Annotated in this window: 15 protein-coding genes and 1 pseudogene; all 16 read left to right on the forward strand. The window is 59.7% G+C overall.

Features of this window, described 5'->3' with window-relative positions; all coding sequences use genetic code 11:
• Positions 1-68 precede the first annotated feature (68 nt).
• Entirely contained in the window at positions 69-806 is a 738-nt protein-coding gene (locus ACZ5M5_RS08200; RefSeq protein WP_060738660.1) for a flagellar basal body rod protein FlgF, read from the forward strand.
• 49 nt (positions 807-855) lie between these two features.
• Complete coding sequence (gene flgG, locus ACZ5M5_RS08205) at positions 856-1,641, forward strand: flagellar basal-body rod protein FlgG (RefSeq protein ID WP_053146447.1); 786 nt, start codon at positions 856-858, stop codon at positions 1,639-1,641.
• A 70-nt stretch (positions 1,642-1,711) separates the two neighbouring features.
• Positions 1,712-2,407: a flagellar basal body L-ring protein FlgH gene (gene flgH / locus ACZ5M5_RS08210; protein ID WP_060738659.1), complete on the forward strand. Its 696-nt coding sequence runs from the start codon at positions 1,712-1,714 to the stop codon at positions 2,405-2,407.
• A 45-nt stretch (positions 2,408-2,452) separates the two neighbouring features.
• A complete protein-coding gene (locus tag ACZ5M5_RS08215) occupies positions 2,453-3,523 on the forward strand; it encodes a flagellar basal body P-ring protein FlgI (protein WP_161798353.1) in 1,071 nt (356 codons plus the stop codon).
• 10 nt (positions 3,524-3,533) lie between these two features.
• Positions 3,534-4,838 (forward strand): flagellar assembly peptidoglycan hydrolase FlgJ, encoded by a 1,305-nt coding sequence (gene flgJ, locus ACZ5M5_RS08220; protein WP_464738885.1) that lies wholly within the window; start codon positions 3,534-3,536, stop codon positions 4,836-4,838.
• A gap of 10 nt (positions 4,839-4,848) precedes the next feature.
• Entirely contained in the window at positions 4,849-6,915 is a 2,067-nt protein-coding gene (flgK, locus tag ACZ5M5_RS08225; RefSeq protein WP_464738886.1) for a flagellar hook-associated protein FlgK, read from the forward strand.
• A gap of 13 nt (positions 6,916-6,928) precedes the next feature.
• Entirely contained in the window at positions 6,929-8,494 is a 1,566-nt protein-coding gene (locus ACZ5M5_RS08230) for a flagellar hook-associated protein 3 (RefSeq protein ID WP_464738887.1), read from the forward strand.
• Between the two features lie 110 nt (positions 8,495-8,604).
• Positions 8,605-12,186 carry a glycosyltransferase gene (locus ACZ5M5_RS08235; RefSeq protein ID WP_464739340.1) on the forward strand — a complete coding sequence of 1,194 codons (3,582 nt, stop codon included), beginning with the start codon at positions 8,605-8,607 and terminating at the stop codon, positions 12,184-12,186.
• Positions 12,187-12,250: 64 nt separating this feature from the next.
• Positions 12,251-15,145 (forward strand): TIGR00180 family glycosyltransferase, encoded by a 2,895-nt coding sequence (locus ACZ5M5_RS08240; protein ID WP_060738655.1) that lies wholly within the window; start codon positions 12,251-12,253, stop codon positions 15,143-15,145.
• Between the two features lie 330 nt (positions 15,146-15,475).
• Positions 15,476-16,402 (forward strand): ketoacyl-ACP synthase III, encoded by a 927-nt coding sequence (locus tag ACZ5M5_RS08245; RefSeq protein WP_027912745.1) that lies wholly within the window; start codon positions 15,476-15,478, stop codon positions 16,400-16,402.
• A gap of 274 nt (positions 16,403-16,676) precedes the next feature.
• The gene (locus ACZ5M5_RS08250) at positions 16,677-17,525 is read left to right on the forward strand and encodes a flagellin domain-containing protein (RefSeq protein ID WP_053178496.1); all 849 of its coding nucleotides are present in this window, start codon (positions 16,677-16,679) and stop codon (positions 17,523-17,525) included.
• Positions 17,526-17,597: 72 nt separating this feature from the next.
• Positions 17,598-17,963, forward strand: a complete 366-nt coding sequence (locus tag ACZ5M5_RS08255; RefSeq protein ID WP_464738888.1) for a flagellar protein FlaG — start codon at positions 17,598-17,600, stop codon at positions 17,961-17,963.
• An 82-nt stretch (positions 17,964-18,045) separates the two neighbouring features.
• Positions 18,046-19,475: pseudogene (gene fliD, locus ACZ5M5_RS08260) on the forward strand (flagellar filament capping protein FliD).
• A gap of 131 nt (positions 19,476-19,606) precedes the next feature.
• Positions 19,607-20,002 carry a flagellar export chaperone FliS gene (gene fliS, locus ACZ5M5_RS08265; protein WP_060738652.1) on the forward strand — a complete coding sequence of 132 codons (396 nt, stop codon included), beginning with the start codon at positions 19,607-19,609 and terminating at the stop codon, positions 20,000-20,002.
• An 11-nt stretch (positions 20,003-20,013) separates the two neighbouring features.
• Entirely contained in the window at positions 20,014-20,310 is a 297-nt protein-coding gene (gene fliT / locus ACZ5M5_RS08270) for a flagellar protein FliT (protein WP_003199075.1), read from the forward strand.
• 169 nt (positions 20,311-20,479) lie between these two features.
• Positions 20,480-21,955, forward strand: coding sequence for a sigma-54 dependent transcriptional regulator (locus ACZ5M5_RS08275; RefSeq protein ID WP_003199076.1), 1,476 nt, complete (start codon positions 20,480-20,482; stop codon positions 21,953-21,955).
• Positions 21,956-22,026 lie beyond the last annotated feature (71 nt).

Below are 22,026 nucleotides of genomic sequence, written 5' to 3' on the forward strand. Positions count from 1 at the left end.
CTGCAAATTGCTTGAGGCTGTGCAACACAGCAGTGGACGGCAAACGTCCGGCATGCAGAGGAACGACAGTGGACAAGTACCTTTATGTGGCAATGACCGGCGCCAGCCAGAACGCACTGGCGCAGCGGGCCCATGCCAACAACCTGGCGAACATCTCCACCAATGGCTTTCAGAAAGACCTGGAGCAGGCGCGCTCGATGCCTGTATTCGGTGACAGCTTTCCGGCGCGGGCCTTTGCCCTGTCCGAGCGTCCCGCTACTGACTTCACCCCGGGTGCGCTGGTGGAAACCGGTCGTGATCTCGATGTCGCGGTGAGCGGGCCGGGCTGGATGGCTGTGCAGAACCCCGACGGCGGTGAAAGCTACGTGCGCACCGGCAGCCTCAATGTCGATGCCCTGGGCGTACTGCGGGCCGGCAACGGCATGCCGGTGATGGGCAACGGCGGTCCGATCGCCGTGCCGCCGGAACAGAAAATCGAAATCGGCCAGGACGGCACCATCAGCATTCGCGCCATGGGTGAAGGCCCGCGGGTGATGGCTGAAGTGGACCGCATCAAGCTGGTCAACCCGGACCTCAAGAACATGACCAAGGGCCTGGACGGCTCGATCCGTACCAAGGACGGCCAGCCGGCGCCCATCGATGCCAACGTGCAGTTGGTGTCGGGTTTCCAGGAGGCGAGCAACGTCAATGCCGTGGATGAAATGACTTCGGTGCTGGCCCTGGCCAAGCAGTTCGAGCTTCACGTGAAGATGATGAACACCGCCAAAGAAGGCGACGAGGCCATGGCTCGGGTCTTGCAGATCTAACCATTAATTAAAGCGTCGCGCCGAAAAACAGGCGTACGAGGAGAATCGAATGCTTCCGGCTCTATGGGTTGCCAAAACAGGTCTGTCCGCCCAGGACACCAACCTGACGACCATTTCCAACAACCTGGCGAACGTTTCGACCACGGGTTTCAAACGTGATCGCGCCGAGTTCCAGGACCTGCTGTATCAGGTAAAACGCCAGCCTGGCGCCCAGTCGACCCAAGACAGCGAATTGCCGTCGGGCCTGCAAGTGGGTACAGGTGTACGCATTGTCGGCACCCAGAAGAACTTCAACGCCGGCAGCCTGCAGACCACCGAGCAGCCGCTGGACATGGCCATCGACGGTCGTGGTTTCTTCCAGATCCTGCAGCCGGACGGCACCACGTCCTACACCCGTGACGGTACGTTCCACCTCGACTCCAACGGCCAGATCGTCAACGCCAGCGGTTTCGCCCTGGAGCCGGCGATCATCATTCCGAACGATGCCCAGACCTTTACCGTGGGCCGTGACGGCACCGTGTCCATCACCGTGGCGGGCAACCCGGCCGCCCAGGTGATCGGCAACCTGCAGACCGCCGACTTCATCAACCCGGCCGGCCTGCAAGCGGTGGGCAACAACCTGTTCCTGGAAACCGCTGCCAGTGGCGCGCCGCAAGTCGGCACCCCGGGCCTGAACGGTTTCGGCACCACGCTGCAGAACACCCTGGAAACGTCCAACGTGAGCACCGTCGAGGAGATGGTCAACATGATCACCACCCAGCGTGCCTACGAGATGAACTCCAAGGTGATCTCCACCGCCGACCAGATGCTCTCGTTCGTTACGCAGAATCTGTAATCGTCACAACGCCCGTCATTACGTAGACAGGGCGGCCCCAGGGTCGCCTGCAACACCAAGAGGTAGGGTCATGAAACGCTTCGTATCTGTTCTGGCACTGAGTGGCATCACCGCACTCGCGGGCTGTGTCGCGCCGACACCCAGGCCCAATGACCCGTATTACGCTCCGGTGTTGCCGCGTACGCCGTTGCCGGCCGCCGCCAACAATGGCTCGATCTACCAGGCCGGCTTCGAGCAGAACCTGTACAGCGACCGCAAGGCTTTCCGGGTCGGTGACATCATCACCATCACCCTGAACGAGCGGACCCAGGCCAGCAAGAACGCCAACTCGCAGATCGACAAGACCAGCGAGACCAGCGTCGGCTTGACCTCGTTGTTCGGCTCCAGCCTGACCACCAACAACCCGGTCGGTGGCGGCGACCTGAGCCTCAACGCCGGGTACAACGCTGACCGCGCCACCAAGGGCGACAGCAAGTCCGGCCAGAGCAACAGCCTGACCGGCTCGATTACCGTGACCGTCGCCGATGTGCTGCCCAACGGCATCATCGTCGTGCGCGGCGAGAAGTGGCTGACCCTCAACACCGGTGACGAACTGGTGCGCATCGCCGGCATGGTTCGCGCCGACGACATCGCCACCGACAACACCGTTTCGTCCACCCGTGTGGCCGATGCGCGCATCACCTATTCGGGCACCGGTGCCTTTGCCGATGCGAGTCAGCCAGGCTGGTTCGACCGTTTCTTCCTCAGCCCGAAGTTCCCTTTCTAGGTGGCCCAGTTGAATCTTAAGCAGCTGTTGATAGGTGCCCTGGTGATGTCCGCGGCCTTTACCGCTCAGGCCGAGCGTTTGAAGGACATCGCCAGCATTTCCGGTGTGCGCTCCAACCAGTTGATCGGCTACGGCCTGGTCGTGGGCCTGAACGGCACCGGCGACCAGACCACCCAGACCCCGTTCACCCTGCAGACCTTCAATAACATGTTGTCGCAGTTCGGCATCAAGGTGCCGGCCGGCTCTGGCAACGTGCAGTTGAAAAACGTTGCGGCGGTGTCGATCAGTGCCGATCTGCCGGCGTTCGCCAAGCCCGGCCAGCAAGTGGATATCACCGTTTCGTCCATCGGTAACTCCAAGAGCCTGCGTGGCGGTACGTTGCTGCTGACGCCGCTCAAGGGTATCGACGGTAACGTCTACGCCATCGCCCAGGGCAACCTGGTGGTGGGCGGTTTCGATGCCGAGGGTCGCGACGGTTCGAAGATCACCGTCAACGTTCCGTCGGCCGGCCGCATCCCCGGCGGTGCGTCGGTGGAACGTGCGGTACCGAGCGGTTTCAACCAGGGCAACAGCCTGACGCTGAACCTCAACCGTTCCGACTTCACCACCGCCAAGCGTATCGTCGACAAGATCAACGACATGCTCGGCCCAGGCGTGGCCCAGGCCATCGACGGTGGGTCGATCCGTGTCACCGCGCCGCTGGATCCGAGCCAGCGGGTCGACTATCTGTCGATCCTGGAGAACCTCGAGGTCGATCCGGGCCAGGCGGTGGCGAAAGTCATCATCAATTCGCGCACCGGCACCATCGTGATCGGCCAGAACGTCAAGGTTTCCCCGGCCGCCGTGACCCACGGCAGCCTGACCGTGACCATCACCGAAGACCCGATCGTCAGCCAGCCGGGCCCATTGTCCAACGGCCAGACCGCCGTGGTCCCGCGTTCGCGGGTCAATGCCGAACAGGAAGCCAAGCCGATGTTCAAGTTCGGCCCGGGTACGACCCTGGATGAAATCGTCCGGGCGGTGAACCAGGTCGGCGCGGCGCCGGGCGACTTGATGGCCATTCTCGAAGCCTTGAAACAGGCCGGCGCGTTGCAAGCCGACCTGATCGTGATTTGAGGACCGAGCCATGGATATGCGCAAGGGCGCTTTGATCAGCGGAGATTCAGGTTCCTACTCGGACCTAAACCGTCTGAACCAGCTCAAGGTCGGCGACAAGAACAGCGACGGCAACCTGCGTAAAGTGGCGCAGGAATTCGAGTCGCTGTTCCTTGGCGAAATGCTCAAGTCCATGCGTTCGGCCACCGAGGCCTTGGGCAAGGACAACCCGATGAACACGCCGGAAGCCAAGCAATACCAGGAAATGTACGACCAGCAGTTGGCCGTTTCCATGTCCCGCGAGGGCGGCGGTATCGGCCTGGCCGATGTGCTGCTGCGCCAGATGTCGAAGAACAAGCCACTGGCGCCCGGTGAGGCGGCGACGTTGTCGGCGGCCAAGCAGCAAGAGGCCCTGGACAAGGTCGCCAAGGCGCCGGTCCCGACGCCGGTGGCGGCCGGGACCTTGCCCACCGACGGTCCGTTGTCGCGTACCAGTGGCCAGCGTCCGTTGTGGGCTTCGCGGGCCGTAAGTGCGCCGCAAGGTGCCGAGGGCGTCCACCGCAACGACATGGAACTGCTCAACCAGCGTCGCCTGGCCCTGCCGCCGAAACTGGCCGACCGCCTGCTCGCCGGGCTGGTGCCTTCGGCCTCGGCCAATGTCGATGTCCCTGCGCAGAACCTGCTGCCGGATCGTGCCATCGCCGCCGTCAAGCCGGCCACCGGCGAACTGGCCAATGGCGACTGGCTGGCCGCGCTCAAGGCTTCCGAGCAGAAAGGGGACATGCAGGTCTATGGTCGTGCCGTGGCCCAGCCACCGCTGGCACCGGCGCGCAAGGCCTTCCGCGATGCCGATGAATTCGTCAACGCCATGCTGCCAATGGCCAAGGAAGCCGCCGACCGCATCGGTGTCGACCCCCGTTACCTGGTGGCCCAGGCCGCCCTGGAAACCGGTTGGGGCAAGTCGGTGATGCGCCAGCCCGATGGCAGCAGCAGTCACAACCTGTTCGGCATCAAGGCCAGCGCCAATTGGAAGGGCGATTCGGCACGGGCGATCACCAGCGAATTCCGCAATGGCGCGATGGTCAAGGAGACGGCCGAGTTCCGTTCCTACGCCTCGTATCGCGACAGTTTCCATGACTTGGTCAACCTGTTGCAAAGCAACAGTCGCTATCAAGATGTGCTGAAGTCGGCCGATAACCCCGAACAGTTTGTACGCGAGTTGCAGAAGGCTGGTTACGCCACCGACCCGCACTACGCCAGCAAGATTTCGAACATAGCCCGGCAGATGACGAGTTACCAAAACTACGCTTCTGCAGGCGCCACCACGACTTTATAAGGTCTGAACCATGAGTTTGCTCAATATAGGGATGTCGGGTCTGTCAGCAAGCCAGACTGCGTTGGTGACCACGGGTAACAACATTGCCAACGTCGATACCGCTGGGTATTCGCGTCAGCAGACCGTGCAGACCACCAAGGCGTCGAACCAGTACGGCAACGTGTTCATTGGTTCCGGCACGACCCTGGCCGATGTGCGCCGGGTGTACAACGCCTTCCTTGAAGCACAACTGAAAACCACCACGTCGCTCAACAGTGACGCGGCGGCCTACCAAGGGCAGATCACGCCGCTCGACTCCCTGCTGTCGGACAGCGGCACCGGTCTCAACGGCGCACTGACCAAGTTTTTCGCCTCGGTGCAGAACGTCAACGCCAAGCCGGGTGACGATGCATCCCGGCAGTTGCTGCTCAGCGATGCCCAGGCCTTGAGCAACCGTTTCAATTCGATTTCCAACCAGTTGACGGAGCAGAGCCAGAACATCAATGGCAACCTGTCGAACATGGTCGACCAGGTCAATAACCTGGCGGCCACCGTTGCGCAGTTGAACAAGAAAATTTCCGAAGTCTCCAACGCCGGTGGCGCCCCCAACGACCTGCTCGATGCCCGCAGCGAAACCATTCGCCAACTGTCGACCTTCACCGGCACACAGGTTGTCGAGAGTGGCAACAGCCTGGATATCTACCTGGGCTCCGGTCAACCGTTGGTGATGGGCAACATCGTCAATACCCTGGAAGCGGTGCCTGACAAGAACGATCCAGGGCGCATGGGTATCCAGCTCAACAGCGGTTCCAGCTCCATGGACCTGACGTCGGTGCTTACCGGCGGCGAGATCGGTGGCCTGATGCGTTACCGCAGTACCGTGCTCGACCCGGCCATGAACGAGCTGGGGCGCGTGGCCCTGGTGGTCGCCGACCAGATGAACAGCGTCCAGGCCTCGGGCATCGACATGAACGGGGCCTTCGGCTCCAACCTGTTCACTAGCATCAACAGCGCCACGCAGATCAGCCAGCGTAGCGTTGCGTCGTTGAACAACAGCGCCGGCTCCGGCAACTTCAACATCGCCATCAAAGACTCCGGCAAACTGACCACCAACGACTACAAGGTGACGTTCACCAGCGGCACGGACTACACCGTCCAGCGCCTGCCGGACGGCACCTCGATGGGCGCGTTCAACACCGCAACCACGCCACCGCCGGTGATCGACGGTTTTTCGATGACGTTCGCCAACGGCACCGCCGTCGCCGGCGACTCGTTCAAGCTCACGCCGACCCGCAACGCGGCGACCAACATCAAGACCGAGATGACCGACTCCAAGCGGCTGGCGATTGCCGCGCCGTTGGGCGCCGCCATCGTGCCGGGGGGCAGCGGCACACTGACCATCCCGGCCAGCGGCCAGCCGAGCATGACCACCAAGCTGGACATCTACGACGCAGCCACCACGACCATCATCCAGAACGGCATCAAGAACTCCATGCCGGTCAAGGTGGTGTTCGGCGCGACGTCCGCCGATGGCACCAGCCAGGCTTATCAATTGCTCGATGCCAAAGGTGTCCAGATCAGCAATGGCACGATCAAGCCCGGCGAAAGCAACACCTTGAGCCTGAGTGTTCCGCTCAAGGACGCCAGTGGCAACCCGATCATGGATTCGTCCGTGCCGCCGGTACAACGCACCGTCACGTTCGACATGTCCATTGCCGGTGCTCCATCCAACGGCGCCTCGATCAATGTCAGCCTCAGCCAGGCCGGTAGCCTGGACAACCGTAACGGTACTGTCCTGGCCGGTTTGCAGACGGCCAAGACCGTAGACACCGGTTCGGCCAGCAAGGGTATTTCCCTGAACGATGCCTACGGCAAGCTGGTGGAAGGCGTCGGCGCCAAGGCCGCCCAGGGCAAGCTCGACAGCGCCGCCACTGGGGCGATCCTGGACAATGCCAAGACCGCCCGCGATTCGCTGTCGGGTGTGGACCTGGATGAAGAAACCGGCAACCTGGTCAAGTTCCAGCAGTACTACACCGCGTCTTCGCAGATCATCAAGGCGGCGCAGCAAATCTTCAGCACATTGATCAACAGCCTTTAAGGAGCCGTAGCCCATGCGCATTTCTACCTCTCAGTTCTACGAAAGCACGGCTGCGAACTACCAGAAAAACTTCGCCAAGGTGGTCAAGACCAGCGAGGAAGCCAGCAGCCTGGTGCGCGTGAACACCGCCGCGGACGATCCGGTGGGCGCCTCGCGCTTGCTGCAACTGGGCAACCAGGCTTCGATGCTTTCCCAATACGAAACCAACGTCACCACCATCAAGGCGACCCTGGGCACGACCGAAGCGGTCATGACCAGCATCGGCAACGTGCTGCAGCGCGCCAAGGAATTGGCCGTCAGTGCCGGTAACGCCGCCTACACCGACGCGGACCGTAAAGCGGTTGCCTCGGAATTGGGGTCGATCGAAGATCAGTTGCTGAGCCTGATGAACACCAAGGATGAAAACGGCAAATACATCTTCTCCGGTTCCAAGGGCGATGTCGTACCGTTCACCCGCAACGGCGATGGCACCTACAGCTACAACGGCGACCAGGTGACCCTGGATCTGCCGATTGGCGACACCATGTCGATGGCCACCAACAGCACCGGCTGGGAAGTGTTCCAACAGGCTGTCAACACCAGTCGCACCCAAGTCACCATGACTGCGCCGGCGGTGGATGATGGTCGCGTGGTACTGACCAACGGCCAAGTGTCGTCCAGCGTGACCTACAACAGCCAGTTCCGCAGTGGCGAGCCGTACGCAGTGGAGTTCGTCAGCGGCACCCAATTGAAAATCACCGACTCGGGTGGCAACGATGTGACCGCCGAAGCCAGCAAGGGCGGGGTCATCGAGCCTAGTAACCAGATCGGGCAGACGGTGAGCTTTCGCGGTGTCGACTTGACCTTGAACGTCAACCTTCAAGCAGGCGATGTTGCAGGCACGGTCTTGCCCGGCCATACCTTCACCCTGGCTGCCAAACCCGATTCGTTCACCCCGGCCCGCAGCCCGGGCAACAGCACCGCGACCCAGATCACCGGTAGCGCAATCACTGATCCGACGGCCTACCACGCCAGCTTTCCGACGGGGGCGGCGGTGCTGAAGTTCACCAGCGCCACGGATTTCGACCTGTACGCCGCGCCACTGACCGCTGACAGCAAACCGGTGTCCAGCGGTACCCTGGCGGGCAACGTCGCCACCGCTTCCGGCGTGAGTTTCACCCTCAATGGTGCCCCGGCCGCCAACGATCAGTTCAGCATCGCGGTCAATACCCACGAGACGCAGAACATCCTGGACACCGTGAACCAGTTGCGGACTGCTTTGAGCACGCCGGCCGATGGCGACAACATCGCCATCCAGAAACTGAACGCGTCACTGGCTTCGGCGATCGGTAACCTGGCCAGCGGCACTGACCAGTTGACCAGTGCATTGAGTTCGGTCGGTGGTCGTGGCCAGTCGCTCGATACCCAGAGCGATACCAATCAGAGCTTTGTCCTCGCCAACTCGCAGACCCAGTCGGCGATTCGTGATTCCGACCCGGCCGAAGTGATGACGCGCTTGACCTTGCAGCAGACGATGCTGCAGGCGTCGCAGTTGGCGTTCAGCAAAATCACGCAATTGGGATTGTTCAACAAAATCTGATCCAGGGCAGGGACCGTGACGCTATAAGCGGTCCCTGACCCGTTCCTCTATACGATTCAGGACGTCCTGCTCTCGCCTGAGTTGACGCCCAACGGTTGAGAGCCATGCGTGTGAAATCAGCTCCTCTTGTCAGCATTGCCATCCCCGCGTACCACCCACGCTTTTTCCGCCTCGCCTTGCAAAGCGCGCTCGAGCAGACCTACGAGAACCTGGAGATTGTCATCTGCGACGACTGCCGCACCGATGCAATCGAGCAGATTGTCCAGGAAGTGGGCATGGGCTCCACAGTTACGGTGCGTTACCTGCGCAACCCGACCCGGCTGGGGTTCCAGCAGAATCTGTTGCGCTGTCTTGAAGAGTCCCGGGGCGAGTTCATCAAGTTCCTGTGCGATGACGACCAGTTGCTGGCGTTCTGCGTCAGCCAACAGGCGGCCATCTTGCAGGAGCATCCTCAAGTATCGCTGGTGATCAACAAGCATCATTTAATCGATGCCGACAACTATGCCTTGCCGGTCCGCGTTGAAAATACGGGCATCACGCAGTTCGATGCGTTGTTCAACGGCAACGACATGCTGGCGTATTTTGAAAAGACCACCCGTAATATTCTCGGTGGTTTGAGTGGCGCATTGATGCGTCGCACAGATGTCGACGCCCTGCTGCCAGCGTTGGCGCGGCCCGGCGAAGGCTTCGAGGCTGTCCTCGATTTTGCCTTGTTCATCTGCCTGTTGCGCCGGGGCAATCTGGTCCAGCTTTATGCCGAGGGAAGCGGCCAGCGGTTGCACCCCGAGCGCCTCGAGCGTCAGCACAAGATGGTTGAGGCTGCCACGGTAGAGCTGACCTGGCTCAAGGAAATGCTGGCTCAGCGCAGTGGCGAGCCGGCGCCAGCCAGTGGCTGGGTGCGTTACCAGTCGCTGGGACAGCCCAAGGAGCCAGGGGCGCCCGAGTGGGAAGAAATCAACGTTTATTCAGTCATTGCGACTCGCCAGGGCGTCATCGGCTCGCAAGTCGGCACGGACATCGAAAGCTACGCAGACCTCTATGCGCAGTGGCTGACATGTCGACGTTTCAGTCCATTGCGCAAGCAAGTCTTGTCCCGGCAGATTGCCCGCTGGGCCTATCGACCGATGATCGTTCCCGTCATCATCGATGAGCAAGATGATCCTTATGCGCTGGGTATTACCCTGCAGAGTATCGCTGCCCAAGCCTATGCCTGCGAATCGGTGCTGTTGCTGTCCAATGGGCGCCAGGCCGTGGACAACCATGTCCTGCGCCTTGGCCTGCAAGCGGACTGGGCGCAGCAGCTCAATGGGCTGTTGCCTCAACTGGACGGCGCCGACTGGTTCTACCTGCTGCGTGCCGGCGATCGCTTGACGGAGTCTGCGCTGCTGATCATGGCCGATCGGATTGTCAGCTCGCCGGCTGCTGCTTGTCTCTACAGCGATGAAGGTGCGCTGGTGGATGAGAAGTCGGTGGAGCCGATCTTCAAACCCGACTTCAATCTCGACCTGATGCGCGCTTATCCCTATGTTGGTCGGACACTGGCTTTCGAGCGTGCCCGATTTGTGGCCTCGGGTGGATTCGATTCGAGCCTGGGCGAGCTGGCACCCCATGACTTGATCTGGCGGCTGGTGGAAACGGACGGGCCACAGGTCATTGGCCACATTCCTGAAGTCCAGGTCGAGTCGACGTTTTCGTTTGCCCAATGGCTGTCGTTGCCGGAAGTCATCGAGCAAAACGTCCGGCTGATCGAAGCTCATCTACAGCGTATCGGCGTGCCTTACCGGCTTCACCCAGGACCGCTACTGGCGTTGGTCCCGCGCATCGAATACCTGTTCGCCGAGCGCCCCCTGGTGTCGATCGTCATCAGCGTCAAGGATGACCTGGGCGCGCTGGAGCGTTGCGTCAACAGCCTGATCAGCACGACTGCGTACCCGCATTACGAAATCATCATTGTCGATAACGCCAGTGAAAACGCCGAGCTGCAGCATTGGCTGCGGGCCATGGCCGAGCTGGGCAGTGAAAAGTTGCGAATATTCCTGCACCCGCAAAGCAGCAGCGAAGCAGTGATCCGCAACTTCGCCGCGCAGCATGCCCGCGGTGAATACCTGTTGTTGCTCAACCCCAATTGCATCGTGCTGGAAGCCGCCTGGCTGGATGAGTTGCTCAATCATGGACAACGTCCCGAGGTCGGTATCGTGGGGCCTCGCACACTCAACCAGCAAGGCCGGGTCATCGACGCCGGCATGATCATGGGGCTGGGTGGGTTGGCGGGCAGGGCCTTCGTCAACGAATCGGTCGCGTCTGGCGGCTATATGCAACGCTTGCAGACGGTACAGAACTGGAGCGCTGTCGGCGATCACTGCCTGTTGGTGCGCAAGCAGGTTCTGGAGGAGGCCGGTGGGTTCGATGAGTCGATCACAACACAGCGCATCAACGCTCTGGAGTTATGCCAGCAGGTCGGAAAAAACGGCTACCTGATCGTCACCACGCCTTACAGTGATGTCGTGCTGGTGTCCGGCGTGGAAGCCAGTCGCGATCCTTCGTGGAAGCAGCGGTTGGAGCTCGAACAAGAGGCGTTCTATCAGCGCTGGTTGCCCAGGATTGCCAACGATCCTGCCTACAACCGTAACCTGACCCTGATCGGCAAAAGCTTCTGCCTCGAGCCCGGACCACGCACCGGCTGGAATCCATTGATCACCCGCAACGTCCCTTCGATCCTGGGGCTGGCGGTCAATACCTCGGCGGTGGGGCATTACCGCGTCAGCCAACCGTTATTCGAACTGGAAGCGGCTGGGCGAGTCGTGGGGCGTGTTGCCTACGATACGCCCTCGATCATCGACATCGAGCGCCAGTCACCGGATGTGATCATCCTTCAGGGTCGCTACAACGTGGGTAAGTTCAAGGACATCACTCAAGTCAAGACTTACTCCAACGCCATGCGCATCTACGAATTGGATGACTACATCGCCAGGGTCCCGGAAAAAAACGAACACCGCCGCAATATGCCGGACAATCTCGAGGACTTGCTACGCCAGGGGATCGGCCTGTGTGATCGGGTGGTAGTGTCCACTCATCCGTTGGCGGATGCTTTGTCGAGCATGCATCACGATATCCGCGTGGTACCGAACATGCTGGCTGCCGGCCTGTGGAACCAGCTCAGAAGCCAGCGTGCAACCTCCAGCAAGCCGCGTATCGGCTGGGGCGGCGGCACCAGCCACCGTGGCGACCTGGAGCTTATTGCCGATGTCGTTCGGGAATTGGCCGACGAAGTCGAATGGGTGTTCTTTGGCATGTGCCCCGATTTGCTCAAGCCTTATATCCATGAGTTTCATCCGGGCGTGAGCCTGGCGGCTTATCCGGCGAAGCTGGCCAGCCTGAACCTCGACCTGGCCTTGGCGCCGTTGGAGTTCCATATCTTCAACGACTGCAAGAGCAACCTTCGCCTGCTGGAATACGGTGCGTGCGGCTATCCGGTCATTTGTTCGGATACCGAGGCTTACCGGGGGCACCTGCCTTGTACCCGGGTCCTCACCAACAGTACCGAAGAATGGCTGGAGGCAATCCGTATGCACCTGGCGGATCCGATTGCCAGCTACCGGATGGGCGACGAATTACGTGAAGTGGTGCTGCGCGACTTTATCTTGCGCGGCGATAACCTGCAGTACTGGGCCAATGGTTGGCTACCGGATTGAGAGTTTCAACTCACGAAACTCCCGGTGTCGCTGATGCGGTCACCCCACTTGTTAAGGAATGAATATGCAAAGCAATGTCCCAACAGGATCGACTGCGCCGTTGAATGAACGGTTTACCCTGGTGCTGCTCGCTCACGACCAGTCGACTGCCCTGCGGCGGGCGTTGCGCCATTACCGCGACAGTTCGTTCGCCGTACTGGTGATCGACTCGTCGAGCCTGGTCGACGCTGATATCAAGGCAGCGTTCCCCGGTGTGCAATACCTGCACGCGCCCACGGCCATTGGTTTCGGCGATAAGGTTCGCCAGGCTGTCGAGCGCGTCGCCACGCCTTATCTGGCGATGGCCGATGCCGAGAGTTTTCTGTTGCCCCAGGCGCTTGAACAAGCGTTGAGTTTCCTGGAAGCGCACGTTGAATACAGCGCCTGTCAAGGCTACAGCCTGGCGTTCGAGGCCCATGCCGATCGTGTCGACTATTACTTGCTCGATCACAAGGGCTGTGAGGATTATTCCGGCCCATCGGCCGAAGCCCGGCTGGCCGTGTTTGCCGAGGATTGCCCGTCCCTGGTGAATGCCCTCACGCGCACTGAAACCCTGCGGCGCAGTTACGCTGCGTTGCCTGCCGGTTTTGATTCGCGGTTGCAGGAGGCTGGCCATTGCTATGGGGTGGTGGCGGATGCCAGGGTTCGCTTGCTGGACATCCCTTATGGCCTGCATGAACGTAGCCGCGTGGCGAAGCCACAGAATCTGGTTGCCACGGCGCCAGGCTCCGTGGACTTGCGTGCGGTCGCTGAGCAGGAGCGTTTTGCCACGGCCTTGGCCGGTGCGTTCGGTACGGATAACTCGGTGCGGGACTATGCCAAGGCCATCGTCAAGAAACTGGACGAGCGTTCAGTGCCACAGACCAGGAAACTGTTCGAGTCGATTTGGGATTCGCGGCGTGGCGAGCCGGTCCGTCGTTTCGAACCGACGCAATACGTTGAGATGCCGTTCTATAACCAGGCTTTTTTCGACGTGCTCACTTCGCTGGAATTCCTGCTGCATGCGGCGCCAAGCGGGCAGGTGCAGTTGAAAGAGCTGGAAGCCGTCATGCTCAAGCAGAAGGAACTGTCTCGCCCCCAGCGCAACACCAGCGCCGAGCCGCTTGATGAACAGCTGGCGAGGGCTTTCCTGAGCTATGCGTTCAACCAGGATCTGGTGAAGCAACTGCTGGAGGTCATGCAGGCCAAAGGTGACAAGCGCTACGTGCAAATGCTCCAGGCCTGGGACCAACGGCTCAAGGCGGCGGCGTTTGAAAATACCGCGAGGCTGTTCGACGTCACACGCTCCGGTCAATTGCTGCGCTGGCTCGAGGCGCGTGAACCGAGCGCCAGTGAAGCCCGGAAAGTGTCCAAGTACCTGGCCGCTCGCAACGGTGGCCCGACGTTTGGCATTTTGATCCTGGACCTGGACGCCGACATCTTCAAGATGCAGGCAACCTTCGACAGCGTGATCAATGGCTATTGCCGGGCGTTCAAAATTGTCGTGTTCACCACTGGTGAGCTGCCGAGCGAGACTACACCGCAGAACGTCCTGCATTTCGTCAAAGTCAACGAAAGCAATTACATCGACAAAATCAATCAGGTTGTCAGCCAGAGCGATTGCGATTGGATGGTCATGGCCGAGGCCGGCGATGAATTGACGCCCGGCGGGCTGTTCCGCGCGGGTGTGGAATTGCTGGCCGCGCCGCACTGCCAGGCCGTGGCAATGGACGAGTTCCAGCGTCAGCCTGACGGGACTCTGGCCGATGTCTTCCGGCCTGGGTTCAACCTTGACTTGCTGCAAAGCGCTCCGGCGTTGATGGCCCGTCATTGGCTGGTACGCCGGGAGACGTTGGTTAAACTCGGCGGTTATTCGCGCGAGTTCAAGAGCGCGATGGAGTTCGACCTGCTGCTGCGTCTTATCGAGCGGGACGGCCTGGAGGGGCTTGCCCATCTGGATGAGCCGCTGCTGATTTGCCAGGCACCTCCAGTGGAAGACAACGTCGATGAGCGCAAGACGTTGCTGCGTCATCTGGCGGTTCGCGGTTATCAGGCCGATGTGAGCGCGGTCGTGTCGGGCACGCATAAAATCGACTACCGCTTTGCCGAGCGCCCCATGGTGTCGATCATTGTCCACGGTGCCTGTGACCTGACGACCCGACAACGCTGCCTGCTCAGCGTCCTGCAGCGCACGCGATATCAGCGCTACGAGGTGTTGCTCTGCGCCGCCGCGGCAGACAATGCTGTGCTGCGTACCTGGCTCCAGGGGCAGGGGCACCAGGCAAGTCGTGTTCGCTTGTTGGATATCGAACCAGGCACGGCGACGGGCGCATTGATCAACGCTGCCAGCCAGGAGGCCAAGGGTGACTATCTGGTGACGCTGGCGGCAGACGGTGAAGTGGTCAACGTCAACTGGATCGAATCGCTGCTTAACCAGGCCTTGCGTCCGGAAGTCGGCGTGGTCGGTGCCAAGCTGGTCGAGCGCGACGGACGTATCACCCAGGCGGGCCTGATTCTGGGCTTGAACGGCGAAGTCGGCTCGGCATTCGTGGGCGAGCCGAAGGCTGCCAGAGGCTACATGAACAGGTTGGTCGTCGAGCAGAACTGTTCGGCGGTGTCGTTTGCCTGCCTGATGATTTCCAAGCAACTGTTCGAAGCGGCTGACGGCATAGACAGCGATTTGTTCGACGATGCCTTGGGTGATGTGGACCTGTGCCTCAGGGTCGGCCAGGCCGGTTACCTGACGGTATGGACGCCGCATGTGCAGGTTATCCAGTCCGGCGTGCTGGCGAGTACGCCACAGGCGTGTGCGGCGCTACGTGAGAAGTGGTCCGGGGTGTTCGCTCAGGATCGGTTCTATAACGCCAACCTGGCGCTGCAAGGCGCTGGTTTCGCCCTGGGGCCGGTGCGCAACGTACCCTGGACCGACTTGCTGGCATAACCCCGCCTTCCGAGGCGAGCCATCGACGCTGGCAGGTAAAACCTGCCGGCGCTCTCGCCCAATTGCACCGCCATCCTCAAGATTTCTGTCCAGTACCCAATACTGTCGCGGGAAATGACACGGCTTAGTTTGTCATGAAAAAATGCCCCTTCAGGACAAAACAGCGTGACGCATAGGTCATAAAGTGCATCTTCACTGTATTGTATTCCCCGGAGTGGAGGCCTGTTCGTTCGCCTGATAAGGCGTCCGCCCTTGGAAATCAACCATTTTTGACGCGCCCCTGAGCTTTCGGGGGTGAACCTAGTCGCAGTTCATGATCGGGAAGCCATGATGATTGGCATAAAAAGCATAGCGAGTTATGTGCCGACCGCTGGTGTGGATAACTACGCTCAGGGTGCCAAATTCGAGAAGGATGAAGAGTTCATCCTTGGCAAGATCGGTTCGGCGTTCCTGCCGCGCAAAGACGCTGACCAGGAAACTTCGGACCTGTGTGTCGAAGCAGTGAATGCATTGTTCGCCAACAATCCGCAGCTTTCGCGCGAATCCATCGACGCGTTGATCGTTGTCACCCAGAACGGTGATGAAGAAGGGTTGCCGCACACGGCCGCCATCGTGCAGGACAAGCTCGGGTTGCCGACCCATGTGGCGGCGTTCGATATATCGCTGGGCTGCTCGGGCTATGTATACGGCATTTATGCCCTGAAAGGCTTCATGGAGGCCGCAGGGTTGAAGAACGGGTTGCTGGTGACCGCCGACCCGTATTCGAAAATCGTCGACCCTGAAGACCGCAACACCACCATGTTGTTCGGCGATGCCGCTACGGCTACCTGGATGGCCGAGGGCGCCAGCTGGCAGTTGGGCAAGGCCAAGTTCGGCACCGACGGTTCCGGCGCGCCACACCTGAAGGTCAGCGACGGGGTGTTTTTCATGAACGGTCGCCAGGTGTTCAACTTTGCCTTGCTGAAAGTACCGGCTCATTTGCACGAACTGCTGGACGAATCCTCATTGCAAGCCAGCGACATCGACGCATTCTGTATCCACCAGGGCAGTGCGGCGATTGTCGATGCCGTGGCAAGGCGTTTCGAGGGGGAGCCTGAGAAATTCATCAAGGACATGGTCGAGACCGGCAATACCGTGTCGTCGAGCATTCCGCTGCTGCTGGAAAAGCATGTTCTGGATGCTGACTGGAAGCGCGTGGCGATCAGTGGTTTCGGTGTGGGCCTGTCGTGGGGCTCGGCGATTCTGTATCGCGATTGATCGAAACACGTCCTTCCAATAGCGCTTCAGGTTGACCTGGGGCGCTTTTTTTTGCCCGCGACATTGTTCTGCGGTTTATTGACGCCATTTTTCGGACCTTCCCCCATGGCTAAACCCTTGTTTCACAAGGGGTGGCAGTCTGCTAGCAAATTTTTTGAAAAAAGCCCTCAAGCAAGTTCCCAATCCGACGATAACTATTACGAAGGTTCTCTAGGCCACACCCGGCGGTTGCCAGGGCCGGAAGCCGCAGTACCCAACCAACGAGGAATTCGTCATGGCTTTAACAGTAAACACTAACGTCACATCGTTGAACGTTCAGAAGAACCTGAACAAGGCTTCCGATGCTCTGTCCACTTCGATGACCCGCCTGTCTTCCGGCCTGAAAATCAACAGCGCCAAAGACGACGCCGCCGGCCTGCAGATCGCTACCCGTATGACCTCGCAAATCCGCGGTCAGAACATGGCGATCAAAAACGCCAACGACGGTATCTCCATGGCGCAGACCGCTGAAGGCGCGATGCAGGAGCAGACCAACATTCTGCAACGTATGCGTGAACTGGCCATCCAGTCCCGTAACGACAGCAACAGCGCAGATGACCGTATCGCTCTGAACAAAGAGTTCTCGCAGATGAGCGACGAACTGACCCGTATCGCCAACAGCACCAACCTGAACGGCAAGAACCTGATGGACGGCACCGCGAGCACCATGACCTTCCAGGTCGGTGCTGAAAACGGTTCTGACAACCAGATCACCCTGACTCTGAGCGCCAGCTTCGACGCCGCAACCCTGGGTGTTGACTCGGCAATCACCATCGTTGGTTCCGACAGCGCTACTTCGGAAACCAACTTCTCGGCCGCCATGGATGCAATCACCAGCGCGATCGACACCATCAACAGTGCTCGTGCCGACCTCGGTGCTGCCCAGAACCGTCTGAACAGCACCATCTCCAACCTGCAGAACATCAACGAAAACGCCAGTGCTGCACTGGGTCGCGTACAAGATACCGACTTCGCTGCTGAAACTGCACAACTGACCAAGCAGCAGACTCTGCAGCAAGCGTCTACCTCGGTTCTGGCCCAGGCCAACCAACTGCCATCCGCTGTACTGAAGCTGCTTCAGTAATAGCTGGATGAGTTTTAGCGGGGGAGTGCGCTTGCGTGCTCTCTCGCTTTTTCCGTTCAAGAGGTGATGGACATGGATATGAGCGTGAAGCTGAACTTGTCTTATCCAGCGGTGAAGCCGGCACCTACAGTGGCCGACAAGCCCGTGGAGAAGCCTCAAGCCGACGTTGCTACCGTGACCCCGGTCAAGGAAGCTCCTAAGGACGCTGCCGCCGAGCAGGACAAACTCAAGAAGGCCGTTCAGGAAATCGAGAAGTTCGTCCAGTCGGTCAAGCGCAACCTGGAGTTTTCTATTGACGAGCCTTCAGGCAAAGTAGTGGTCAAGGTGATTGCCAGTGGTTCCGGTGAAGTGATTCGCCAGATCCCGAACGAAGAAGTTCTGAAACTGGCCAACAGTTTGAATGATGCAAACAGCTTGTTGTTCAGCGCCGAAGCCTGACAACCGGCACGAATTTTGTTGTTATGTTCTTTTGGGCGTTGTAAAGGTCAAAAGGCCGGCGACACACTGAAGGGAGTCCCACATGGCAAGTCCAATTCTACCTGGCTTGGGTCTAGGCTCTGGCCTTGATACTACCGCGATCGTCAAGGTACTGGTCGATTCCGACAAGGCCGCCAAGCAAGGTCAGATCACCCGAGCGACGACGAAGACTAACGACAGTATCTCCGGGGTGGGAACCCTGAAGTCGTTGCTGGCGGCGTTCAAGACCGCCATGAAGGACTTGTCCAGCACCACGACCCCGCAATTCTCGGGTTTTGCTGCCACATCCTCCGCCCCAGGTGTTGTCACGGCTACCGCCGGCAACTCGGCGGTGAATGGCACTTACGCAATCAAAGTCACAAACCTTGCCACGGCATCCAAGGTCACTTCGGCGGCCTTTGCCGGGGGACGACCAGTGCCATCCCCAGCGGCACGCTGACGATCGCGCAAAAGGGGGTCAACTACAACCTCAATGTGCCGGATGGTTCGACCTTGCAGTCGGTTCGCGACGCGATCAATGCTGACACTTCGCTCAAGGCCGCTGGCGTCAGTGCCAACATTGTGACCGACTCCTTCGGTTCGCGCCTGGTACTGGGTTCCACCACTACCGGGGCGGGTTCTGATATCTCGGTGAGCGGCATCGCGGGGCTGGAGATTGATGGAACGAATGTCGTAGGTGCCGGCAATACTCCACTGACGGCTACCTCGGCGGGTGCCATCGGTGCTTTGGCCCTGGATGCCAATTTCTCTGTCGATGGCATGGTGCTGACCAGCAAGAGCAATACGGTAAGCACGGCGATTTCCGGATTGACGTTGAATTTGGTCGGAGTGGCAGGCGACGGCACTTCAACCCTAACGGTGGCGCCGAACAACGACGGCCTGAAAGCCTCGATCCAGAAATTCGTCGATGCCTATAACGCGATCGCCAATAGCGTCACCGCACTGACCAAGCCGTCGCTCGACAGTGATGGGAAGCTGACGGTGTCGGCAAAATTGACGGGTGATGCGTTGCCTCGCGCGCTGCTGGCATCGATTCGAACGCCTTTGTCGGAAACCGGCGCTGGCGACAAGCTGACGTCGTTGGCCCAGTTGGGTATTACCACCGATCAGAAGACGGGCGCATTGAACTTCGACACCACCAAGTTCAGCGCGGCGATGAACGACAAGAAGCTCAGCGGTGAAGTCCAGACGTTGTTCACGGGCACCAATGGCCTGCTGGAGCGCATGGGCAAGGCGATCGAACCCTACAGCCAGACGGGTGGTATCCTCGATCAACGGAGCACGACGCTGACCAGGACCCAGACCCGCCTGAAGAACGATCAGGAGGCCCTGGATCGCCGGGTCGTGACCCTGACCGCCACGCTGACCAAAAAGTACAACGACATGGACGCCTTGGTCGGCAAGTTGAAGGCCACTGCCAGCAATATCACCTCGATGTTTGAAGCAATGACGGCGCAACAGAAAAACAGCTGATTTTCGACGGATGCAAAAAGCCCGGCAACGTTTTGACAACGTTCCGGGCTTTCGGCTTTTCGGTCTAAAGTTTTTTGACGCAGCGTCGATACGCTGTTTATACGAACCGAAGTTTTTTGATGAGGTAGAACATGAATCCGATGTTAGCCCTTCGCCAATACCAGAAGATTGGCGCCCAGGCGCAAACCTCCGAAGCAAGTCCCCATCGTCTTGTACAGATGCTCATGGAAGGGGGGCTGGATCGTATCGCCCAGGCCAAGGGCGCGATGGAGCGCAAGGATATTGCAAACAGAGGCATCCTGATCAGCAAGGCCATCGGCATCGTCGGTGGTTTGCGTGAAGGCCTGGACCTGGAAAACCAGGCCGAGTCGGTCGCTGAATTGGATGCTCTTTACGCTTACATGATGAAACGTCTGGCCGAAGCCAACGTCAAGGCCGATCCGAAGATCCTCGACGAAGTCGCCGATCTGCTTCGCACGGTCAAGGAAGGCTGGGACGCCATTGCCGCACCTGGTCCGCAATTCTAAGGAGCACGCTCATGAGTCTTGTCCTGCAGCGAATCGAACAAACCCGTGATGCCTTGGTCGATGCCTTGGCCGAGCGAAACTGGGAAGCCATCGGTCAGTTGGACCTGGCTTGCCGTTCCTGCATGGAAGATGTCCTGGGCGAGTCCCAGGTGGACGAGGCGGCGTTGCGGATCAATCTTGAGGAATTGCTGGGGGTGTACCGGCAATTGCTGGAGGCGGCGACAGGAGAGCGTCAGGCGATCGTCGACGAGATGCAACAGATCCATCAAGCACAGAACGCCGCAAAGGTTTACCATCTGTTCGGTTAATGCTCAGTTAATCCGAGTCCGTTGCGCCATAAATTTGACTGTGCACGGTTTTTTGACTTAACTAGTAGCTGTTTACAGATTTAAGGCGTCTACAGGCATGACAAGTCTGCAAGCGTCTAGCTTGCCCCCTAATTTCGGGCATTGGGTTGACTAGGGAAGTTGCTATTGCATGTGGCGTGAAACCAAAATTCTCCTGATCGATGACGATAGCGTCCGCCGCCGCGACCTGGCGGTGATCCTGAATTTTCTTGGCGAAGAAAATTTACCCTGCGGAAGCCATGATTGGCAGCAGGCTGTCGGCTCATTGTCGTCCAGTCGTGAAGTCATCTGTGTCCTTATCGGGACCGTAAATGCTCCCGCAACGCTTTTGGGCTTGCTAAAGACACTCTCAACCTGGGATGAGTTCCTTCCGGTTTTGTTAATGGGCGAAAATTCTTCCCTTGACTTGCCTGAAGACCAGCGTCGCCGGGTACTTTCCACGCTCGAAATGCCGCCCAGCTACAGCAAGCTGCTCGATTCGCTGCACCGCGCGCAGGTTTATCGCGAGATGTACGATCAGGCTCGTGAGCGCGGCAGGCATCGCGAACCCAACCTGTTCCGCAGCCTCGTCGGCACCAGCCGGGCGATCCAGCACGTGCGCCAGATGATGCAGCAGGTCGCCGATACCGACGCCAGCGTGCTGATCCTGGGTGAGTCGGGCACCGGCAAGGAAGTGGTCGCGCGCAACCTGCATTACCACTCCAAGCGCCGCGAAGCGCCATTCGTGCCAGTCAACTGTGGCGCGATCCCGGCCGAGTTGCTGGAAAGCGAACTGTTCGGCCATGAGAAAGGCGCCTTCACCGGCGCGATCACCAGCCGCGCCGGGCGTTTCGAACTGGCCAACGGCGGTACGCTGTTTCTCGATGAGATCGGCGACATGCCGTTGCCGATGCAGGTCAAGCTGTTGCGGGTCCTGCAGGAGCGCACCTTCGAGCGTGTGGGCAGCAACAAGACCCAGAGCGTCGATGTGCGCATCATTGCCGCTACGCACAAGAACCTCGAGAGCATGATCGAGGTCGGCAGTTTCCGCGAAGACCTCTATTACCGCCTCAATGTTTTCCCGATCGAAATGGCGCCACTGCGTGAGCGTGTCGAAGACATCCCGTTGCTGATGAACGAACTGATCTCGCGCATGGAGCACGAAAAGCGCGGTTCGATCCGCTTCAATTCGGCGGCGATCATGTCCCTGTGTCGCCATGGTTGGCCGGGCAACGTCCGCGAGCTGGCCAACCTGGTGGAGCGCATGGCGATCATGCACCCGTACGGGGTGATCGGCGTGAACGAGTTGCCGAAGAAGTTCCGCTATGTCGACGACGAAGACGAACAGATGGTCGACAGCCTGCGCAGCGACCTGGAAGAGCGGGTGGCGATCAACGGTCACACGCCGGACTTCACCGCCAATGCCTTGTTGCCACCCGAAGGCCTGGACCTCAAGGATTACCTGGGAGGCCTTGAACAAGGGCTGATCCAGCAGGCGCTGGACGATGCCAACGGTATCGTGGCCCGCGCGGCAGAACGCCTGCGCATCCGTCGTACCACCCTGGTGGAGAAGATGCGCAAGTACGGCATGAGCCGTCGCGAAGGAGATGAACAGGCGGATGATTGACGCCTGTTTTCCAACCGCCTGATTCTTAGGCGGTTTTTTTTCGGCACGGGTATTGCTACAGCCCTCGCAAC

Source organism: Pseudomonas sp. Van50, assembly GCF_055390755.1.

What these genes read in the sequence shown, in the direction of transcription:
- ACZ5M5_RS08255 (WP_464738888.1), top strand. Translation starts at nt 17,598, where the DNA reads ATGGATATGAGCGTGAAGCTGAACTTGTCTTATCCAGCGGTGAAGCCG.
- ACZ5M5_RS08275 (WP_003199076.1), top strand. Translation starts at nt 20,480, where the DNA reads ATGTGGCGTGAAACCAAAATTCTCCTGATCGATGACGATAGCGTCCGC.
- flgJ (WP_464738885.1), top strand. Translation starts at nt 3,534, where the DNA reads ATGGATATGCGCAAGGGCGCTTTGATCAGCGGAGATTCAGGTTCCTAC.
- ACZ5M5_RS08250 (WP_053178496.1), top strand. Translation starts at nt 16,677, where the DNA reads ATGGCTTTAACAGTAAACACTAACGTCACATCGTTGAACGTTCAGAAG.
- ACZ5M5_RS08245 (WP_027912745.1), top strand. Translation starts at nt 15,476, where the DNA reads ATGATTGGCATAAAAAGCATAGCGAGTTATGTGCCGACCGCTGGTGTG.
- flgH (WP_060738659.1), top strand. Translation starts at nt 1,712, where the DNA reads ATGAAACGCTTCGTATCTGTTCTGGCACTGAGTGGCATCACCGCACTC.
- ACZ5M5_RS08215 (WP_161798353.1), top strand. Translation starts at nt 2,453, where the DNA reads ATGTCCGCGGCCTTTACCGCTCAGGCCGAGCGTTTGAAGGACATCGCC.
- fliT (WP_003199075.1), top strand. Translation starts at nt 20,014, where the DNA reads ATGAGTCTTGTCCTGCAGCGAATCGAACAAACCCGTGATGCCTTGGTC.
- ACZ5M5_RS08230 (WP_464738887.1), top strand. Translation starts at nt 6,929, where the DNA reads ATGCGCATTTCTACCTCTCAGTTCTACGAAAGCACGGCTGCGAACTAC.
- ACZ5M5_RS08240 (WP_060738655.1), top strand. Translation starts at nt 12,251, where the DNA reads ATGCAAAGCAATGTCCCAACAGGATCGACTGCGCCGTTGAATGAACGG.
- flgG (WP_053146447.1), top strand. Translation starts at nt 856, where the DNA reads ATGCTTCCGGCTCTATGGGTTGCCAAAACAGGTCTGTCCGCCCAGGAC.
- flgK (WP_464738886.1), top strand. Translation starts at nt 4,849, where the DNA reads ATGAGTTTGCTCAATATAGGGATGTCGGGTCTGTCAGCAAGCCAGACT.
- fliS (WP_060738652.1), top strand. Translation starts at nt 19,607, where the DNA reads ATGAATCCGATGTTAGCCCTTCGCCAATACCAGAAGATTGGCGCCCAG.